Origin of the sequence: Exiguobacterium sp. s121, from assembly GCF_018617245.1 — a bacterium.
GTDB lineage: Bacteria > Bacillota > Bacilli > Exiguobacteriales > Exiguobacteriaceae > Exiguobacterium > Exiguobacterium profundum.
The window spans coordinates 1,451,489-1,470,211 of the sequence record NZ_JACSJV010000001.1 but is presented as its reverse complement, the minus strand read 5'-3'; the positions used below and the strand labels follow the sequence as shown (position 1 = coordinate 1,470,211).

General features: G+C 49.2%; 22 protein-coding genes. 21 read left to right on the top strand and 1 reads right to left on the bottom strand.

What is annotated here, in order from left to right:
• The first annotated feature begins 75 nt into the window (after positions 1–75).
• From KOG47_RS07575 to KOG47_RS07495, 17 genes are all read left to right on the top strand, one after another.
• Positions 76–648, top strand: a complete 573-nt coding sequence (locus tag KOG47_RS07575; RefSeq protein ID WP_215244036.1) for a heptaprenyl diphosphate synthase component 1 — start codon at positions 76–78, stop codon at positions 646–648.
• Positions 649–668: 20 nt separating this feature from the next.
• Entirely contained in the window at positions 669–1,370 is a 702-nt protein-coding gene (locus KOG47_RS07570; protein ID WP_015881467.1) for a demethylmenaquinone methyltransferase, read from the top strand.
• Between the two features lie 3 nt (positions 1,371–1,373).
• The gene (locus KOG47_RS07565) at positions 1,374–2,336 is read left to right on the top strand and encodes a polyprenyl synthetase family protein (protein ID WP_074037186.1); all 963 of its coding nucleotides are present in this window, start codon (positions 1,374–1,376) and stop codon (positions 2,334–2,336) included.
• A 92-nt stretch (positions 2,337–2,428) separates the two neighbouring features.
• Positions 2,429–2,848, top strand: a complete 420-nt coding sequence (gene ndk, locus KOG47_RS07560) for a nucleoside-diphosphate kinase (RefSeq protein WP_015881469.1) — start codon at positions 2,429–2,431, stop codon at positions 2,846–2,848.
• 101 nt (positions 2,849–2,949) lie between these two features.
• Positions 2,950–3,729, top strand: a complete 780-nt coding sequence (locus KOG47_RS07555; RefSeq protein WP_159562127.1) for a CheR family methyltransferase — start codon at positions 2,950–2,952, stop codon at positions 3,727–3,729.
• Between the two features lie 9 nt (positions 3,730–3,738).
• Complete coding sequence (aroC, locus tag KOG47_RS07550; RefSeq protein ID WP_074037184.1) at positions 3,739–4,902, top strand: chorismate synthase; 1,164 nt, start codon at positions 3,739–3,741, stop codon at positions 4,900–4,902.
• Entirely contained in the window at positions 4,896–5,951 is a 1,056-nt protein-coding gene (locus KOG47_RS07545) for a 3-dehydroquinate synthase (RefSeq protein ID WP_215244035.1), read from the top strand. The genes aroC and KOG47_RS07545 overlap by 7 nt, the downstream gene beginning before the upstream one ends.
• On the top strand, positions 5,948–7,198 hold the full coding sequence (gene aroA / locus KOG47_RS07540) for a 3-phosphoshikimate 1-carboxyvinyltransferase (RefSeq protein ID WP_215244034.1): 1,251 nt from the start codon (positions 5,948–5,950) through the stop codon (positions 7,196–7,198). The genes KOG47_RS07545 and aroA overlap by 4 nt, the downstream gene beginning before the upstream one ends.
• A gap of 29 nt (positions 7,199–7,227) precedes the next feature.
• The gene (locus KOG47_RS07535; protein ID WP_215244033.1) at positions 7,228–8,502 is read left to right on the top strand and encodes a tetratricopeptide repeat protein; all 1,275 of its coding nucleotides are present in this window, start codon (positions 7,228–7,230) and stop codon (positions 8,500–8,502) included.
• A 23-nt stretch (positions 8,503–8,525) separates the two neighbouring features.
• A complete protein-coding gene (locus KOG47_RS07530; RefSeq protein ID WP_159562132.1) occupies positions 8,526–9,059 on the top strand; it encodes a ReoY family proteolytic degradation factor in 534 nt (177 codons plus the stop codon).
• A gap of 160 nt (positions 9,060–9,219) precedes the next feature.
• Positions 9,220–9,660, top strand: coding sequence for a DUF2487 family protein (locus KOG47_RS07525; protein WP_215244032.1), 441 nt, complete (start codon positions 9,220–9,222; stop codon positions 9,658–9,660).
• Positions 9,661–9,770: 110 nt separating this feature from the next.
• Complete coding sequence (locus KOG47_RS07520) at positions 9,771–10,271, top strand: QcrA and Rieske domain-containing protein (RefSeq protein WP_159562133.1); 501 nt, start codon at positions 9,771–9,773, stop codon at positions 10,269–10,271.
• A gap of 19 nt (positions 10,272–10,290) precedes the next feature.
• On the top strand, positions 10,291–10,962 hold the full coding sequence (qcrB, locus tag KOG47_RS07515; protein ID WP_015881478.1) for a menaquinol-cytochrome c reductase cytochrome b subunit: 672 nt from the start codon (positions 10,291–10,293) through the stop codon (positions 10,960–10,962).
• Positions 10,963–10,995: 33 nt separating this feature from the next.
• Positions 10,996–11,790, top strand: a complete 795-nt coding sequence (locus KOG47_RS07510; RefSeq protein ID WP_015881479.1) for a menaquinol-cytochrome c reductase cytochrome b/c subunit — start codon at positions 10,996–10,998, stop codon at positions 11,788–11,790.
• 86 nt (positions 11,791–11,876) lie between these two features.
• Positions 11,877–12,494, top strand: a complete 618-nt coding sequence (locus tag KOG47_RS07505) for a DUF1405 domain-containing protein (RefSeq protein WP_159562134.1) — start codon at positions 11,877–11,879, stop codon at positions 12,492–12,494.
• A 38-nt stretch (positions 12,495–12,532) separates the two neighbouring features.
• The gene (locus tag KOG47_RS07500) at positions 12,533–13,216 is read left to right on the top strand and encodes a zinc metallopeptidase (RefSeq protein ID WP_074037177.1); all 684 of its coding nucleotides are present in this window, start codon (positions 12,533–12,535) and stop codon (positions 13,214–13,216) included.
• 64 nt (positions 13,217–13,280) lie between these two features.
• Positions 13,281–13,739: a GreA/GreB family elongation factor gene (locus KOG47_RS07495; protein ID WP_215244031.1), complete on the top strand. Its 459-nt coding sequence runs from the start codon at positions 13,281–13,283 to the stop codon at positions 13,737–13,739.
• A gap of 42 nt (positions 13,740–13,781) precedes the next feature.
• Here the strand turns inward: KOG47_RS07495 and KOG47_RS07490 are convergent, their stop codons facing one another.
• Entirely contained in the window at positions 13,782–14,657 is an 876-nt protein-coding gene (locus tag KOG47_RS07490; protein ID WP_026826157.1) for a YitT family protein, read from the bottom strand.
• A gap of 112 nt (positions 14,658–14,769) precedes the next feature.
• On the opposite strand from KOG47_RS07490, the gene bshB1 reads away from it, so the two are divergent.
• Genes bshB1 through KOG47_RS07470 form a run of 4 tightly spaced genes read left to right on the top strand, consistent with a single transcriptional unit; the run spans position 14,770 to position 18,642 of the window.
• Positions 14,770–15,453 carry a bacillithiol biosynthesis deacetylase BshB1 gene (gene bshB1 / locus KOG47_RS07485; protein ID WP_015881484.1) on the top strand — a complete coding sequence of 228 codons (684 nt, stop codon included), beginning with the start codon at positions 14,770–14,772 and terminating at the stop codon, positions 15,451–15,453.
• Entirely contained in the window at positions 15,450–16,571 is a 1,122-nt protein-coding gene (bshA, locus tag KOG47_RS07480) for an N-acetyl-alpha-D-glucosaminyl L-malate synthase BshA (RefSeq protein ID WP_215244030.1), read from the top strand. The genes bshB1 and bshA overlap by 4 nt, the downstream gene beginning before the upstream one ends.
• Entirely contained in the window at positions 16,568–17,707 is a 1,140-nt protein-coding gene (locus KOG47_RS07475; protein ID WP_215244029.1) for a CCA tRNA nucleotidyltransferase, read from the top strand. The genes bshA and KOG47_RS07475 overlap by 4 nt, the downstream gene beginning before the upstream one ends.
• On the top strand, positions 17,680–18,642 hold the full coding sequence (locus tag KOG47_RS07470; protein ID WP_074037172.1) for a biotin--[acetyl-CoA-carboxylase] ligase: 963 nt from the start codon (positions 17,680–17,682) through the stop codon (positions 18,640–18,642). The genes KOG47_RS07475 and KOG47_RS07470 overlap by 28 nt, the downstream gene beginning before the upstream one ends.
• The last annotated feature ends 81 nt before the right edge of the window (positions 18,643–18,723 follow it).

The following is an 18,723-nucleotide window of genomic DNA, read 5'->3' as shown; positions in this document are numbered from 1 at the left end:
TTCGAATGACGTGAATGTGACAAAAATGTGCTATACTATGTCAGAATGACAATGAAGTGGACGAGGGGGGATAGCATGGAACAGTTGACAAATGAATTCGTTGTCACAGACCTTGCTCGTCAAATCGAAACACGTATGAATCATCCCTATTTGACGAAACACGAGGTTGTACCAGCCGTCGACATGTTATTGCTTCGTTGGATGGTCGAGATGATTGATTTGGAATCGATTGAGCATCGACAACTCGTGATGGCAACCTATTTCGCACATCAAGCGCTTGATTTACACGACCAAGTAAACAGTAGCCCGAACGGGTCTTTGGCACGCCAATTAAAAGTGCTCGCCGGGGACTTTGCATCGGCTCAGTTTTATAAAATCTTGACGGACTTTCCATCATCATACAGTGATCGATTCGGTCAGTCTGTACAGCGGGTCAATGCGGCGAAGTGCACCTTATTGCTTGAGAAGAACGTTTCAATGAACGTTTGGCTCGAAGCGAACGTCGGATTGATTCAAACACTTTCCGAACTGATTGAACAACCTTATTTGACAACGAGCGGGAAACGAATGATTGAAATGAAAGCGACAGCGCTTAGACAAGACCAAAAAGAGCAACTCACGACGTTGCTCGCGCATGCGGTCGCTTAGAACGGAAAGGATGTTACGCGTTGCAACCGATAGAAAAAGAGCAAAAAGTATACGAAGTATTTCAGTCCATTTCTCCGAGCTACGATACGATGAACTCGATTATCAGCTTCCGACTTCATAAATGGTGGCGACGGACAACGATGAAAAAAATGAACGTCTTTCCGGGGGCTAAATGTTTAGACGTTTGTTGCGGGACTGCTGACTGGACGATTCAATTAGCGGATGCTGCCGGAAACACGGGAGTTGTGAAAGGACTCGATTTTTCAGAAAACATGCTAAAAGTGGGAGAGGAAAAGGTCAAATCTTGGCCGAACATCGAATTGCTTCATGGAAATGCGATGGCTCTTCCGTTTGGTGACAACTCCTTTGACTATGTCACAATCGGATTTGGACTCCGAAACGTTCCGGACTATATGACGGTCTTGCGTGAAATGCACCGTGTCTTGAAACCAGGTGGAACGGTTGTTTGTCTCGAGACGAGCCAACCGACAGCACCGCTTTTTAAAGAGTTGTACCGTTTTTACTTTGGAACGGTCATGCCGCTTTTTGGAAAGGTCTTTGCCGGTTCATACGATCAGTATAAGTGGTTGCAGGAGTCAACCGATCAGTTCCCAGATCGTTTGACTCTCAAGCGGATGTTCGAAGATGCCGGGTTTGAACAAGTCGAAGTGAAGACATTCTCCGGAGGTGCATGTGCCATGCATCTAGGAAAGAAGTGGTGAACCATGTCTTTGAAGCGACTTTATCGTCATATGAACCGAGAGATTGATCAAATCGATCAATTCTTATCTACTCGAGTCAGGACGGACCACCCTGTCATTGAATCGGCATCGCGCCAATTACTCGATGCCGGTGGCAAGCGCATCCGACCCGCCTTCGTCTTACTGAGCGCCGGGTTCGGTGAGACGAAAGATATCCGTTTGACGAAAGTTGCCTCAAGTCTTGAGTTGATTCATATGGCATCACTCGTCCATGACGATGTCATCGACGACGCGATGCTCCGTCGTGGCAAACCAACCGTGATGGAACGATATGATGAAACAGTAGCGATGTATACAGGGAATACGTTATTCGGAGAAGCGATTCGTCTCGTATCCGAAATTGATTCACCAGAAGTGATGCGCATCATGGCAGATACGATGGAACGAATCTGTGTCGGTGAAATCAATCAAATCCAAGATCAATTTGAGTGGGGGCAATCACCGAAGCGCTATTTAGATCGGATTGCGCGAAAGACCGCTCTGTTGATTGAAACGAGTTGTGCGGCAGGAGCTGTCATCTCTGGAGCGTCTCCACAAATCGTGAGGCAATTAAGTCTGTTTGGATATGACATCGGTATGGCTTTTCAAATGACGGATGACTTGCTTGATTTTACCGCTAAGAGTTTTCAGCTCGGTAAACCAGTCGGGGAAGATTTGAAGCACGGTCATAAAACGTTACCGCTCCTATATTCATCTGAGGATTCCGACTTTTATGAACGCCTCCGTCAAGTGAACGCCTCGACGGATACGGAAGTGACGAAATCTCTCGTCCGGGAAGTGCAACGAAACGGAACGTTAGAACGCAGTCAACGGACGATTGATCGTTACGTCAACCGTGCCATCCGCCGACTAGACGGGTTGCCGGATGTTCCAGACAAGCGGTCGTTAATTGAAATTGCGCAATATATTGGGAAACGCAAATGGTAATTGCCCCATGTAACCCCTTTCAAAAATGTGTTGGACCGTGTACACTAAATACGTACAACGTACACATTTATAGACTTAGGGGGATTTGGGGAATGGAAAAGACATTTTTAATGGTTAAACCTGATGGGGTAAAACGTGGATTGATTGGGGAAATCATCTCACGCTTCGAAAACAAAGGATATACGTTGAACCGTCTCGAAATGGTGACACCGTCAGTTGAGGTCGCAGAGGCACACTACGCAGAGCATAAAGAAAAGCCGTTCTTTGGTGAATTGGTCGAGTTTTTGACTTCTGGTCCTGTCGTTGCGATGGAATGGGAAGGGGAAGACATCGTGGCCGTCTCTCGTTTAATGATCGGGAAGACGAAACCAGTGGATGCTCAACCAGGAACCATTCGCGGTGATTTTGCATCGACGATGTCACAAAACGTGATTCATGGTTCTGATAGTGTGGATAGCGCGGAACGTGAACTCTCACTTTGGTTCGCTGAAGTGGCTTCACACGTTTCATGACTTTTCGAGGGACGGGGAAACCTGTCCCTTTTTGATTCCCTTTGAATCGCCTGAGGTCACAAGAATGCGGAAATGAGAAAGAATTGAGGTTGAAATTGGTGATGAATGATTATGCCATCTTTGTAAAAAAGTTTTATATCAAGTCGGGTATTGACTTGAACTTATATAAAGAGGCGCAGATGAAGCGCCGTATGGTCGCACTACGCGAAAAGAAGGGGTATGCATCGTTTTTAGAGTATTTGAAGGCGATGGATACAGATCGTCAACTTTATGAAGAGTTTCTCGACCGGATGACAATCAATGTGAGTGAATTTTATCGCAACCCGATTCGTTGGCAACAGCTTGAAGAGGATATCCTCCCGCATCTGATTCGCTCGAGTCAAGGGAAGCTTCGCGTATGGAGTGCTGCCTGTTCAACCGGAGAAGAGCCATACTCACTTGCCATGTTGTTGTCGAAACATCTTGCCCCATCTCAATTTTCAATTATGGCTACGGACTTAGATGATGTCGTCATCGAAAAAGCGAAGCAAGGAAAGTACCATGAACGGGCGCTCATCGATTTGCCTGAGGAGTTTCAGAAACGCTACTTTACCCGTCGTGGCGACGACTATTATATTTCAGATGAAATCAAGCAGCTGGTGACGTTTAAAAAGCATAACTTGTTAGCGGATGTGTACGAACGCAATTTTGATTTGATCGTCTGTCGAAATGTCTTGATTTACTTCACTGAAGAGGCGAAAGAGAAGGTATATACGTCGTTCCAACGGGCGTTACGTCCAGGTGGGATGCTATTTGTCGGTGGGACGGAACAAATTTTCCAACCGAAACGTTACGGCTATGCAATGAAGCAAAGTTTCTTTTATGAAAAAATGGATGGATGAGGTGAACGGATGCGTTATTTGACAGCTGGTGAATCACATGGTCCCGGTCTGACGGTCATCATTGAAGGGGCCCCGGCCGGACTCTCTATAGATATTTCTCAAATCAATGCAGAGTTAAAAAAACGTCAATCGGGTTACGGTAGAGGGCGCCGCATGCAAATCGAGTCCGACCAGGTAGAAGTTCGCTCGGGCATACGGCATGGCGTGACCACAGGTGCACCCATCACATTTTGGATTGAGAATAAAGACCATACGCATTGGAAACACGTCATGCAGGCTGAACCGATTGAGAGCGATATCGAAGTGAAACGCCGCGTCTCTCGACCGAGACCTGGACATGCTGACCTGGTCGGTGGGATGAAATACGACCATCGAGACTTACGTGACGTATTGGAGCGCTCAAGCGCACGAGAAACAGCGGCTCGTGTAGCGGTCGGGGCTTTCTGTAAGCAACTCCTTCAACAAATCGGGGTATCCCTCTTTAGTTATGTCAAAGTGATTGGTGGGGAACGGGCGGAGTCGTGCACATTTGATTCGCTTCAAGAAGCACAAGCGGTCGTTGATGCCTCACCGGTACGTACGTTAGATGAAGAGGCCGCGTTGCGGATGATGCGTCGAATCGATGAGGCCAAGGCAAATGGAGACTCGATTGGTGGAATCGTGTGTACAGAAGTACATGGTGTTGTACCGGGACTTGGCTCGTATGTGCAGTACGACCGTAAACTGGATGCGAAAATCGCACAAGCGGTCATGAGTGTCAACGCATTTAAAGGTGTTGAATTCGGTGAAGGGTTTGAAATGGCGTATCGTCCGGGTTCTGAAGTGATGGACCCGATCGCATACGGGGATGATGGGTATACGCGACTCAGTAACCATCTCGGTGGATTTGAGGGGGGCATGACTACGGGGATGCCAATCCTTTGTTCAGCCGTCATGAAACCCATTCCTACGCTCTATAAACCCTTACAATCGGTCGATATCGATACGAAAGAGGCGTTTTTAGCTCAAATCGAGCGGAGTGACTCGTGCGCTGTGCCTGCCGCTTCCCTCGTCGTTGAGGCAGTCATCGCATTTGAAGTCGCGAAGGAAGTTTGTGAGACGTTCGGGCACGACACGATGGAACGAATCAAACATCGGGTCGATGAGTATCGGGAGGAGTTGCGAGTATGGTAACGATTTCAATCTCAGCATCGACCCCATACGAAGTCGTCTTGGACAATCAGGATCGTTGGATCGATTCAGTTGATTGGTCCAGTTATTCGATGCTATGGGTCGTTACGGATAAACATGTCGAGTCTCTTTACGGAGAGTCGTTCCGTTCTACGTTGAATCTGACCCATTCCCACGTCGTTTCGTCCGTCGTCGAAGCAGGTGATGCGTCGAAATCGCTATCTCAGCTCGAGCAGCTTGTCGCAGAAGGGTTGCGCCACGGATGTGACCGCCAAACACTGATTGTCGCCTTTGGCGGTGGAATGATCGGCGACTTGGCTGGTTTTCTAGCAAGTGTCTACATGCGAGGCGTTCCATACATACAAGTGCCAACGACGATTTTGGCTCACGATTCGGCTGTCGGAGGCAAAGTGGCAGTCAATCACCCCTTTGCGAAAAATGCAATCGGTTCATTCTATCAACCGTCAGGCGTCTATTACAACGTCAGTCGACTGAATACCTTGCCCGTCCAGGAAGTGCGAAGCGGTCTCGGTGAGTTATTGAAACATGCGTACTTATCACGTTACGTCCTCGAATCTTCTTTCGAGGACGACTTGTTTTTGGACTTGAACGAGAATGAGCGATTGGATTGGGTGTCGTGGCTTGCCCGTGGGATTCGAGTGAAACAAACCATTGTCGAGACGGACGAGCGAGAACAAGGCATTCGTGCTTGGCTTAACTTCGGGCATACGTTCGGTCATGCCCTTGAATCGGTGGAAGCCTATCGTATCCCACATGGGGAAGCGGTTTTACATGGGATGGTGTTCGCTTTCCTCGTGTCAGGAGATGAAGTTCGAGCGAAGCGATTGTTCAATTGGATGCGTTCGAACGACGTCACGCCAATCGATTGGCAACCATTCGACCACTACGTGGAAAAAATGATGCTGGATAAAAAGAACCGACATGGTGTAATTCGTTTTGTGTTACTTCGTGAAACGATCACTGTGGAGTCGGTACAGCTCGAACATCTTCGACATACGTTTGAACAGATGAAAGGATGGTGGGAACGATGAGTTTAAACGGTTCTATCCGTGTACCGAGTGATAAATCCATCACACATCGGGCACTGTTATTCGGGATGATGGCGAACGGGACGACGCACGTGCGGAATCCACTCCTCGGTGCCGATTGTCGTTCGACGCTCGAGGTGATTCGATCACTTGGAGCCGACGTGACAGAACTGCAAGACGAACTAGTCATTAAGGGGACTGCGTCTCCGCGCTCGGCACGTCTAGACTGTGGGAATTCAGGTACGACGATGCGCCTACTGATCGGTCTCTTGTCCAGCTATAATGGGTCGTTTGAACTCGTAGGCGATGAATCGTTATCCCGGCGTCCGATGCGACGCGTTACTGAGCCTTTACGAAACATGGGCGCACACGTGACAGGGGATATGGCGCCTCTCGTCATCGAAGGAACGACGCTTCGATCCATTGACTATACGTTACCGGTCGCAAGCGCCCAAGTGAAGTCGGCCGTCCTGCTCGCGGGCTTACATGCCTCGGGTACAACGATTGTTCGAGAACCGATGTTGTCACGTGACCATACCGAGCGCATGTTGCCCCTGTTTGGTGCGAAGCTATCGATTGTAAACGAGGAAGGGTTACGCGTCATCCGTGTCGAACCCTCGTCATTGACAGGATGTACGGTCGACGTACCGGCAGACCCGTCATCGGCTGCATTTTTCTGGGCAGGGGCGGCCATGGTGGCAGATAGTTCAGTTATGACGAAGGACGTCTGTTTGAATGAGACACGGATTGGATTTTTACGTACGCTCGAACGGATGGGTGCGAATGTCGTCATTTCGAACGAACGATTGGTCGGTGAAGAACGAGTCGGAGACGTCACGGTCACGACGAGTGAGCTAACCGGCACAGTCGTCGAAAAGGATTTAATTCCTTCACAGATTGATGAATTACCACTGTTCGCACTCGTCGCATCTCAAGCGAATTCACCGTCCATCGTGAAAGACGCAGCGGAACTGCGCGTGAAAGAAACTGACCGGATTGACGTGGTCGTCTCGGAACTACGGAAGTTAGGTGTGGACATCGTCGGCACTGAGGACGGATTCATCGTCAATCCGAGTCGCCTTCATGGAGGAGATGTCTCGACTTACGGAGACCATCGCTTGTCCATGATGTTACAGATTGCGTCACTCATGACCGATGAAGCCGTTCACATCGAGGGGATCGAGGCATCCGATGTCAGTTATCCTCGATTCCGTGAAGATTTACAACGGGTTCAACGTAAGATAGAATAACGACAAACCGAAGCCCAGGAGGACGAACCATGCTAGATGAATCAGCTTTAACACATATAATCGAGATGCTTGAGTCAGGTGAGACGGAACATGCACTCATGCATCTAGAAGAACTTGAGAAGGAAGGGTCGGATGATGACCGTTTAGCCATCGCCGACCTCTATTTAGAGTTAGGTCTTGCCGACCGGGCGACAGCTGTTCTCTCAAAGCTATACGTCGACTATGAGGGAGACCCGAATGTCGCCTTATCACTGGCGGAAGCGTATTTAGATAGTGACCGTGAAGAGGAAGCGATTGCCGTGCTTGAAAAAATCAAATCGGATGACGCAGATACGCAAGTGAGGAGCCTCGTCCTCCTCGCTGACCTGTATCAATCGCAAGGATTGGATGAAGTGGCAGTGAAGAAACTGATGGAGGCGCTCGAGAAAAATCCGGATGAACCTTTACTCATCTATGGATTGGCTGAATTGTATGCCTCGACCGGTTCATTTGAACAAGCCATTCCACTTTATGCGCGTCTTCCGAAGATGAAGTTGCCGGCTGAAATCGACTATCAAGCGGATTACGCGGAGGCCCTCACGATGGTCGGATCGTTTGAAGAGGCGCTCGAGGAATACGAGCGGGCCACACATCGCGATTTGAACACCGTCTTCGGTCATGCGATGACGGCTCATCGGATCGGACGTGAGGAAGTTGCGATCAAGCAGTTCAAAGAGCTTCAGGCGATGGACCCAGACTTCACGTCGCTCTACTTGCCTTATACCGAGGCACTCGATGCAATCGGGCAAACGGAAGAGGCCATTGAGATCGTCGATCAAGGCATCACGCGCGACGATTATAATGATGAACTGCGGCACGTTAAAGCAAGGCTGCTTCTCAAACTCGGAAATCGGGACGGTGCCATTAAAGAACTACGTGAGGCGCTCGTGTTAAATCCAGAGTCGTTACAAGCGACCGAATTGCTCTTGTCGATTTTATTTGAAGCAGGAGAATTCGATGATGTTCTCGAAACCATCGATGCACTCGAAGATCATACGACGTCGCCGCTCATGACATGGTACAAGGCGAAGGCGAAATATGAGCTCGAAGCGTACGACGAAGCGGTCAGTCTATATGCCTCAATTGAACCGATGATGAAAGAGGACGTGTCATTTGTGACGGAATGGGCTACACTGTTAATAGAGGAAGGTCGTAGACAAGACGCGCGACGTGTGGTCGAGCAATCGCTTGCATTGGTGGTCGACCTCGATGTTCGCCAAGCGCTCGAAGAACAGCTCGAACAATTGTCTGATGACGTAGAATGAATAAGGGAAGGGAATGAGGTCAGATGGTCGAGCGGAAACGTAATTTTTTGAAGCGATTCGTCGCTCATCATACGCTTCGGAAACGTGAAGCAAAGTGGATTCTTGACTATTGGTTAAGACATCCTGAAAAGCTTGGCAACGTTCATTTCGTGACAAACGCTTCGGTCTCACCACGTAGTCTCGTGATGACAGCGTACGGGTTTGACGGTGAACCGTTTCGATACCGACGGGGAGACCTTGTGACCATGAATCCTGAGAAGGCTTATCATGACATCCGTCTACACGATGGGCCAATCTATGTAGAGTTAAATTTTCAAGGCATGATGATCGATGAGAACTGGGTCGACATCGTCGAGCAGAATCCGTTTGAACCGGTGGCAGAAGTGAGAGATGAAGTCTCGTCTTCTGCTCAAACGATCATTCAAGCATCGGTTGCTCAATTTGAAGAAGAACGATTGCTGATTGAAATCGATAAGGCGCTCGATCGACGGGACGAAAATTTATTTCGTAATCTGACGACTCAACTTCATCAAGTGCGATCATCTAAATTATTTTGAAAAAAACAAGCGCTTCCGTTCCGGTAGGCGCTTGTTTTTTGGTATATTAATTACGTAGGAATACACAATTATTTCACAGTTCGTTCATAACTTTGAAAGGTGAGCGAAGTCATGTACGCTACAATAGACATGATGAGATATGAAGGAGAGGAGGGAAAAGATGAGGTTCGATAGTCAAGGGGCACTCCGCTCGATTGCCGAACGACAATACGTCGATACGCTCATCGTTCCGCTCGCAGAATTGGCGTTTGGTGAGGATATGGTTCGCAAAGCCGAAAGCTATGAAGTGATTCATGCCGTCACGTCCGAGACAGAACGTCAATTATCTGGTCGAACGATGCTCAGCCCGACCATCAGTTACACCGATGTGGAAGCTGGTGTGAAATTGGCGCAGGATGTGGTGGCGAAAGCAAATTCATCTGGATTTTCTCACGTATTGTTTATCGCGTCAGACGTCCGTTTCAAAGCATTTGATTTGCCGGTTTTGTTCGTACCACCGCTCGCGCTTGGATCGATGTCAAGCGATCAAGCGCACACGATGGTCCAGAATTTTGCGACACAAGTCATCACGGAACTTTCGAGCCGTTGGATGGCGACATGAAGCGGTTGACGTAGAGGTTTTATTGATATACTATTTTGTTGAGTGAGAAATTTTTGTGAAGAATGCATAAAGAATTATGGGGTTATGCACACGAATGAGGGGGGAACGAAATGGCTCAAAATGGGTCAAAAGTCACGCGCCGTCAGTTCTTAACGTACACACTGACTGGAGTAGGTGGCTTTATGGCGGCAACATTGATCAGTCCGATGGTCAACTTTGCGATCGATCCGGTTTTGAAAAAAACTGGTGCAGGCGACAAAGTAAAAGTAATGAGTCTTGATGACATCACGACTGAGCCGCAACGTGTCGACTTTAAGAAACAAACACAAGATGCTTGGTATGAATTTGAAGAAACGCTTTCAGCATGGGTTTACAAAACAGATAGTGGCGAGATCATCGCACTTTCTCCGATTTGTACACACCTTGGCTGTCAGGTAGCATTCGCTGGTGATCCGACTCGTCCACAAGAATTCTTCTGTCCGTGTCACTTGGGACGTTACGAAAAAGATGGAACGAACATTCCAGGTACACCGCCGACAGCACCACTTGCACGTTATGAAAAAGAAGAAAAAGACGGCTTCCTATATTTAGGTAGTCCAGTCGCTCAGTAATGAGAGGGGGAACTAGCCGATGTTACAAAAAATTTATGACTGGGTCGATGAACGCGTAGACATCACACCGCTCTGGCGCGATATCGCAGACCATGAAGTACCGGAACACGTCAACCCTGCTCATCACTTCTCTGCATTTGTCTATTGTTTTGGCGGTTTGACGTTCTTTACAATCGTCATCCAGATCCTTTCAGGGATGTTCTTGACGATGTATTACGTACCAGATATCATCAACGCGCACGCGTCGGTGTATTATTTGCAAAATGAAATCGCACACGGACAAATCGTTCGTGGGATGCACCACTGGGGCGCATCTGTAGCGATCGTCATGTTATTCTTACATACGCTCCGCGTGTTCTTCACGGGATCGTATAAGAAGCCACGTGAGCTCAACTGGGTCGTTGGTGTTCTCTTGTTCTTCGTCGTCTTGGCGCTCGGACTCACAGGATACTTGCTTCCATGGGACATGAAGGCATTGTTCGCAACGAAAGTTACGCTTCAAATCGCTGAAAGTGTACCGGTTATCGGTGGTATTGCGAAGACACTTCTCGCTGGTGGTGAGATTGTCGGGGCGAGCACACTCGCACGATTCTTCGCAATTCACGTCTTCTTCTTACCGGCGGCATTGTTCGGACTGTTGGGAGCCCACTTCTTGATGATTCGTAAACAAGGGGTTTCTGGACCGCTATAAGCCGATTCGAGGAGAAAAAGGAGGAGAAACGATATGCATCGCGGTAAAGGGATGAAATTTGTAACCGACTCTCGAGTAGGAATCTCGAATCGGAAACAAAACATTGCAAAAGACTATTCAGAATACCCAGGACGCACAGAGGCGTTCTGGCCGAACTTCTTGCTTAAAGAGTGGATGGTAGGATCGGTCTTCTTGATCGGATTCATCGCTTTGACAATTGTCGAAGCACCACCGCTTCAAAATATCGCCGATCCAACGAACACGTCATACATTCCGTTGCCGGACTGGTATTTCTTGTTCTTGTATCAATTACTCAAATATCAATTCGCTGCTGGGGACTGGATCTTACTTGGTACAGTCATTATTCCAGGCTTGGCGTTCACGGCACTTCTCGTTGCACCATGGCTTGACCAAGGTCTCGAGCGTCGACCGGCGAAACGTCCAGTCGCGATCAGTTTCATGTTACTTGGAATTCTCTCGGTCTTCTACTTGACTTGGGAATCTGTTCAAACGACACACTGGGATCAAGTCCATGCACAAGGTGAGCTTCAAATTCCAGGTGAAGGTCCTGAAATCGATACAGCGGCTCCAGGATATGAGATTTATTCAGCTCAATCTTGCGTCAACTGTCACGGTCAAAACCTAGAAGGTGGAGCAGCGGCTCCAGCACTCGTCGGCACACAGTATACGGCTGAAGAAATCGCGGAAATCGCGGTCAACGGTGTAGGTACGATGCCAGCTGGTCAGTGGGATGGTTCAGATGAAGATCTCCAAGCCATGTCTGAGTTCATCGCTTCATACGGTGAAGGCGGCGAAAATAACAAGTAAGTCATCAAGTGTAGCCTGAATATCGGGCTACACTTTTTTACTTCTGCACGACGCATACGATAAACTGAAGAAAAAGGATTGAGACAATGAACCCCATGTTTTTAAAACCGTTCTTGATGCATCGGATTGTATTGACTATTCTATTGATCATCAACTTGGGAGGGACGATTTACGGGTATATCTGGTACGAGCCTCAATTACGTGACACACCGTACATCTATTGGCTGTTCGTACCGGATAGTCCGACAGCATCATTCTTCTTTACGATTGTCCTCGGACTTTGGTTAGCTAACAAGCGCTCTCCGTTGTTCGAGACGCTGGCCTTCATCACGTTGATTAAATACGGGGTCTGGGCCGTGATTATGAACATCATGTATTTGGGCACGTTACCACCGGATGCGCCGACCTTGACCATCTTGATGGCCGTCATGTTGATGGTCTCTCACGGTGCAATGGCCTTACAGGCGCTCATCTACGCGCCATTCATGAAATGGACGGTCACCTCGTTTGTATGTACGCTGATTTGGGTAATTCATAATGACGTCGTCGATTATGTACTCGGTCAATGGCCACGTTATCCGTCACTGGCAGAACACATCATGTGGATCGGCTACGGCTCCTTTTGGTTGACAGGATTATGTTTTTTTATGGGATATGCCTTCGTCCTACGTCCATCGCTTGAAAATAAGGTCATAAGAATGTAAAATCAAATTATCAAATACATGCAGAGGTGAAATAGAAAATGTCATTAGGTGGCTATATTTTCTATCTTGCACTGATCATGCTCATCCCCCTATGGGCCCAGATGCGAGTGAAAAGTACGTATAAGCAGTTTTTGAAACAACCGCTCCAAAGCGGTGTCACAGGTGCACAAGTCGCTGATTTCATCATGAAACAAAACGGTGTGCACAACGTGAGAATCGAAATGGTCGACGGACTCATGAGCGACCACTATGACCCGGTCAATAAAGTCGTTCGTTTGTCTCGCGAAGTGTATCAAGGGTCGACAATCTCGTCTGCCGCGATTGCTGCGCACGAGATCGGTCACGTCATTCAAGATGCGACAGACTATAAGATGATGCGCGTCCGCCACAGCCTTGTTCCGGTCGTCAACATCACGTCGAACTTGTCGTTCCCATTGTTGCTCGGAGGATTCTTATTCGGGGCACTCGGGTTGGCTCAACTCGGTGTCATCATGATGCTCGGGGCGGTCGTGTTCCAGTTGATCACGTTACCGGTCGAGTTCGATGCATCGAAACGAGCGATGGCGCAATTGACGTCTCACGGAATCGTGACGGCGACAGAAGAGACAGGTGCACGGAAAGTGTTGAATGCCGCGGCTTGGACTTACGTCGCTGCAACGCTCGTTGCGGTTGCCGAACTTATTCGCTTGGCACTCATCGTCTTTATGCCGCGTGATGAATAGGATTGAATGGAATCCCGTCGGTAGGCGGGATTTTTTAATTTTTTGACGAAAGGAATTGTTGTCAATGAAACCGCAACTGACAGATACAGGTCATCACCAATTGACAAATCGACTTGTGAGGCTAAAAAAAGAGCGAACGGATGCGCGTGAACGGATAAGGACGGCTCGAAAATTTTGTGATTTCCGTGAAGACGTTACCTATCGTGAAGCGGTACATGAATATGAACGGATCGAGGCGGATATTTTAGAACTGAATCACCTCCTTGATGACGCGATCATCGTTATATCGGAACGTTCGGAAGTCGTGACGTTCGGAAATCAGGTCGTGATTCGGGAAATGCAACAAGAAGAGACCGAGCGCTATCGAATCGTGAGTGAGGCAGAAGCGGATATAGAACGAGGAAGCATATCCGTGACATCGCCACTCGGTCGTCGTTTGATGGGTGCGACAATTGGTCAAACAATTCAAATCGAAACGCCGGGAGGTACGATTCAAGTCGAGGTGCTCCACATCGAACCATAAAAAATCGCCCGTTCATCCCTGTGAACGAGGCGATTTTTTTGCTTATTTCAAAGGCATCCGATTTTCATCGAACGTAAACCCTTCGCCTCCGACTTCATACACGTGATGGAACGTGACGAACGCATGCGGGTCGATTTGTTTGACGATTGTCTTCAAACGGTTCACTTCGTTACGGCCGACGACGACATATAAGACCTCGAGTTCTCGGTTCGAATAACCGCCTTTCGCGAGCAGTCGGGTCGTGCCGCGGTTCATCGTCGCATGAATACCGTCGGCGATAGCAGTGCGGTGGTCACTGATGATCATCGCCGCTTTACCGGCATACGTTCCTTCTTGCATCGAGTCGATGACGCGTGCCCCGATATAGACGGCGAGAAGCGTGTACATCGCCTCACGAATGTCGAGGTATGTCAAACTGAGGACGATGACAAAGAAGTCAAAGATGAGAAACGTCTTCCCAATCGACCATCCGAAATAGCGTTGTACGAGTCGTGCGATGATATCGACGCCGCCCGTCGTCCCGCCATTGTTGAAGATGATGCCAAGACCGACCCCGATGAAGAGCCCGGCGAACAGACTTGCGAGCACCATGTCATCTGTCAAGTCGATGACGAGCGTCGAATACTTGGCGATGAGTGCGTACCAAAGTGAAAAGGAAAACGTCCCGATGAGCGTATAGATGAAGGTCGTGCGACCTAACAACTTGTAACTCATGAAAAAGAGCGGGATGTTTAGTGCCAAGTTCGTGACAGAAGGTGAGATATCAAATAGTCCGCGGAGAATCAATGTGATCCCGGTGAACCCACCCTCGGCCAAATTATTTTGGACGTTGAAGTGATAAACGCCGAATGCAAAAATAAAAGAACCTATTAAGATAAAAATAATATTTCGAACACGAATCGGTAATTGTACCGTCATCAGGTTCACCTCCCCTTAGATAGAGTACTCGAAAAACAGTTCGATTGACTACCCTGAACATATGACATTCAGAAACGAGTCGGCTATACTTTTCAAAGAAGAGGTGATGTAGATGAAAGTAGTAGCCATCGGGGCACATCCGGACGATATCGAAATCGGGATCGCCGGCATGACCGCCCAATGGACGAAAGAGAAGACTGAGGTCGTATACGTCGATTTGACGAGAGCGGAACTTTCTTCAAATGGTGATGTAGAAACGAGACGACAGGAGGCAAGTGCGGCTGATGACGTGCTTGGTGTCCGTCGAATCAATCTAGGATTTAAAGACCGTGGGATTGACGGGGGAGAAGAGCAGCTCGAGGCAATCGTCTCCTTGATTCGCCGTGAGCGCCCAACCCACTTGCTCTATCCATATGAGGTCGACCGTCATCCTGACCATGCAGCCTGCGCCCATCTCGTGACAGAGGCGCTGTTTAATGCCGGGATCCGAAAGTACTTACCCGAACTCGAGGCATATCGTCCTGAAAGTGTGTACCAATATATGATCAATGCTCACGTCGAACCGGATGTGTGCGTGGATATTAGTGACACGATCGAAGTGAAGACACGGGCGCTTCAATGTTACGCGAGTCAGTTCACTCCGGTCGATGGAGTAAAGACACCGCTCACCGATGCATATGTGGAACGGGTCATCGCCCGTGAACGCCATTTTGGGAGCTTGATTGGAGTCGCCTATGCGGAAGGGTTGAAGCGCGTTCGACCATATGTCGTAAAACAGGCAGGTGAACTCGCATGACGTATCGGATTGGGATTCTTTGTTATCCATCTGTCGGAGGCTCTGGGATTTTAGCGACAGAGCTCGGGATGAAGCTTGCGGACCGTGGGCATGATGTCCATTTTATCACGAGCAGCATGCCGTTTCGTTTGAACGCCTATCACCCAAATATTACGTTCCATCAAGTCGAAATCAATCAATATTCCGTCTTTCGTTATCCGCCGTATGATATGACATTGTCAGCGAAGATTGCGAGTGTCATCCAATCGTTCGGTCTCGATGTCATCCATGCACACTATGCCGTACCGCATGCCGTTTGTGCTGCGCTTGGTCGTGAGATGGCGGGTGTGAAGACCCCGATCGTGTCGACGTTACATGGTACCGATATCACCGTACTCGGTGAGGACGAGGAACTGAAACCGGCCATTCTATACGGGCTGCGTCAATCGAACGCGATCACGGCGGTCTCTCATAGTTTGAAACGGGAGACAGAAGAGCGGATTGCCAGTGATTTGCCGATCCAAGTCATCCATAACTTCATCGATGAATCGGTGTATACGCCTCAATTCGACCCGACATTACGGGAACGGTACGGCTTGTCGGATGAGGACCGGGTCGCCATCCACATTTCAAACTTCCGTCCTGTCAAACGCGTCGACCTCGTCCTGGAGGCGTTCGATCAGATGGATGTGCCGAATAAGAAACTATTGCTCGTCGGAGATGGTCCGCTTATGGGTGCGATGCGTCGACTCGTGACGGAGATGGGGCTTGAAGAGCAGGTCATCTTTGCCGGGAAACAAGAACAAGTCGCCGCACTTCTTGCAATCAGCGACGTTCACGTCCTGTTATCAGACAAGGAGGCGTTCGGTCTCGTGGCGCTCGAGGCGATGGCGACGGGTGTGCCCTCTGTCGTGAGCGATGCGGGTGGGCTGCCGGAAGTGATCACGGACGGTGAGGATGGTTTCGTCGTTCCTAAAGGGGATGCGAGCCAGGCCGCCTCTGCGATGGAGCGGCTCTTGACCGATCGTGAGCTTCGAGAACGGTTCCGACAAAACGGATTGATGAAATCTCGGCGCTTCGCCTCACAAGATATCGTGACCGAATATGAACGCTTGTATGAACAGGTGGTGACATCATGACGGAATGGGAATACGCAAAACAAATCATCGACACGATCGAACAGCATGGTGGCGAGGCGTATATCGTCGGTGGTGCTGTTCGGGATTATGTGCTCGGGAGTCTGCCCGATGATATCGATTTGGCGACGTCCCTCTTCCCGGAAGAGGTGATGGCGCTGTTCCCGAAGTCGGTTCCGACCGGTATCGAACATGGGACCGTCACGGTCATTATTGACCACCATCCGTTCGAAGTGACGACGTTCCGTTCGGAAGGATCGTATTCGGATTCGAGACGACCGGACCATGTCGCACTCGGGGTATCGCTTGAAGAGGATTTATTACGAAGGGACTTCACGATGAACGCGATGGCGTTCCATGATGGACGAGTGGTCGATTTATTCGGTGGTCAACATGATTTAGAAGAACGAATCATCCGAACAGTCGGCAGTCCGTTTGAACGATTCGGAGAGGACGCGCTACGCATCATGCGTGCGCTTCGCTTCATGTCACAACTCGACTTCACCTTACATGACGAGTTGCGGGAAGCAGCGAGCGGGCTCGGTCATAAGCTCGAACAAATTGCGATGGAGCGTATCGCGATCGAATTTGAGAAACTGTTGACGGGACCTGCATACAAGAAAGCGCTAGGTGAAATGGTCGAGCTAGGCATTCATCGCTATTTACCGAACGTGACGACCGAACTGATGCAGCGTGTCCAAGAGGACGCTCGGACACCTGTGAACGCGGTCAGCGGATGGGCACTCTTTCTCTATCATGCACAGGATGACAGCTGGCTATCGCCATGGAAACGGTCGAACGCGATCAAACGGGAGGCGCGTACGCTTGCACTGCTCTGTGAGAAGGGACTTGACCGGATGAGGATTTATTCGACGGATGAACAGACGCTCTCCACTTATTTCCGGATGAACGGGGAGAAAGACCGTAGCCGTGAACTGAAACAGTCGCTCCCGATGACGTCTCGAAAAGAGTTGAAATTTGACGGCCGGGACGCCTTAGCGCTCGGGGCACGAGGGGAAGCGATCAAGCATCTGTTAGCCGACCTCGAACGACGCGTCATCTTAAACGAGTTACCGAACCATGAGACAGTATTGAAAGAGGAGGCGAAACGATGGCTTCAACGCGCGGGCGTGTTCTGACGCTATTACAAGATGGTGAAGTATGGAGTGGCCAAGAATTGGCCCGTCAATTAAATATTTCACGTACCGCTATTTGGAAACATATCGAAACGCTTAAGCAAGACGGTTATGCGATTCATACGATCCCAAGAAAAGGATACCAATTGCTTGAGCAAAGTGACCGATTCGATGAACCAGCGTTTGCGTCATATCGGAAGGGACGGTTCGGTCAAATCGTCCATGCGTTTGACCAAATCGACACGACACAACGAATCGCCCATGAGCTGGCGCAACAACACGTGCCAGAGGGGACGCTCGTCATGAGCGAGGAACAGACGGCCGGTCGCGGACAACTCGGTCGTAACTGGCACAATCCGAAGCACGTCAATATCGCGGCAAGTGTGATTTTAAGACCGGAATTACCCATTCGCGACGCATCAAAGCTGACCTTGATGGCGGCAAGTGCGTTTGCGAAAGCGTTGAATGCGCGGGACCTTGACGTGACAATCAAATGGCCTAACGATTTACTGTTAAATGGCAAGAAAATCGGAGGCATTTTGACGGAAATGCAAACGGAAGGGGACCGCATTCAAGCCGTCATTTTAGGGTTCGGAATGAATGTCAACGGCGATGACATTCCGACTGAGTTGGCGCACCGGGCGACCTCCCTTTATTTAGAGACCGGGACGAGGTATCATCGCAGTGAGTTATTGGCAGAACTATTGGCAGAACTCGAGACCGAATACGACCGATTCCTTGACGTAGGATTTGCACCGGTTCGCTTGAACTGGATGAAACATGCCGCCTATTTAAATGAGTCGATCACCTTGAGTGTGTCCCGGACATCGCGAACAGGTGTCATGCGAGGCATCTCGGAGGAAGGGGCACTGCTACTCGAAGTGGATGGAACGGTCGAACCGGTCTATTCTGCTGAGATTGCAGTGTGGAATGATTGATGAAAGCGAGACCATCGACTATACTTAATGTGTCGGACGCTATCAATTCTTGAAGTGTACCGCGCTTGCAGACTGTCACAT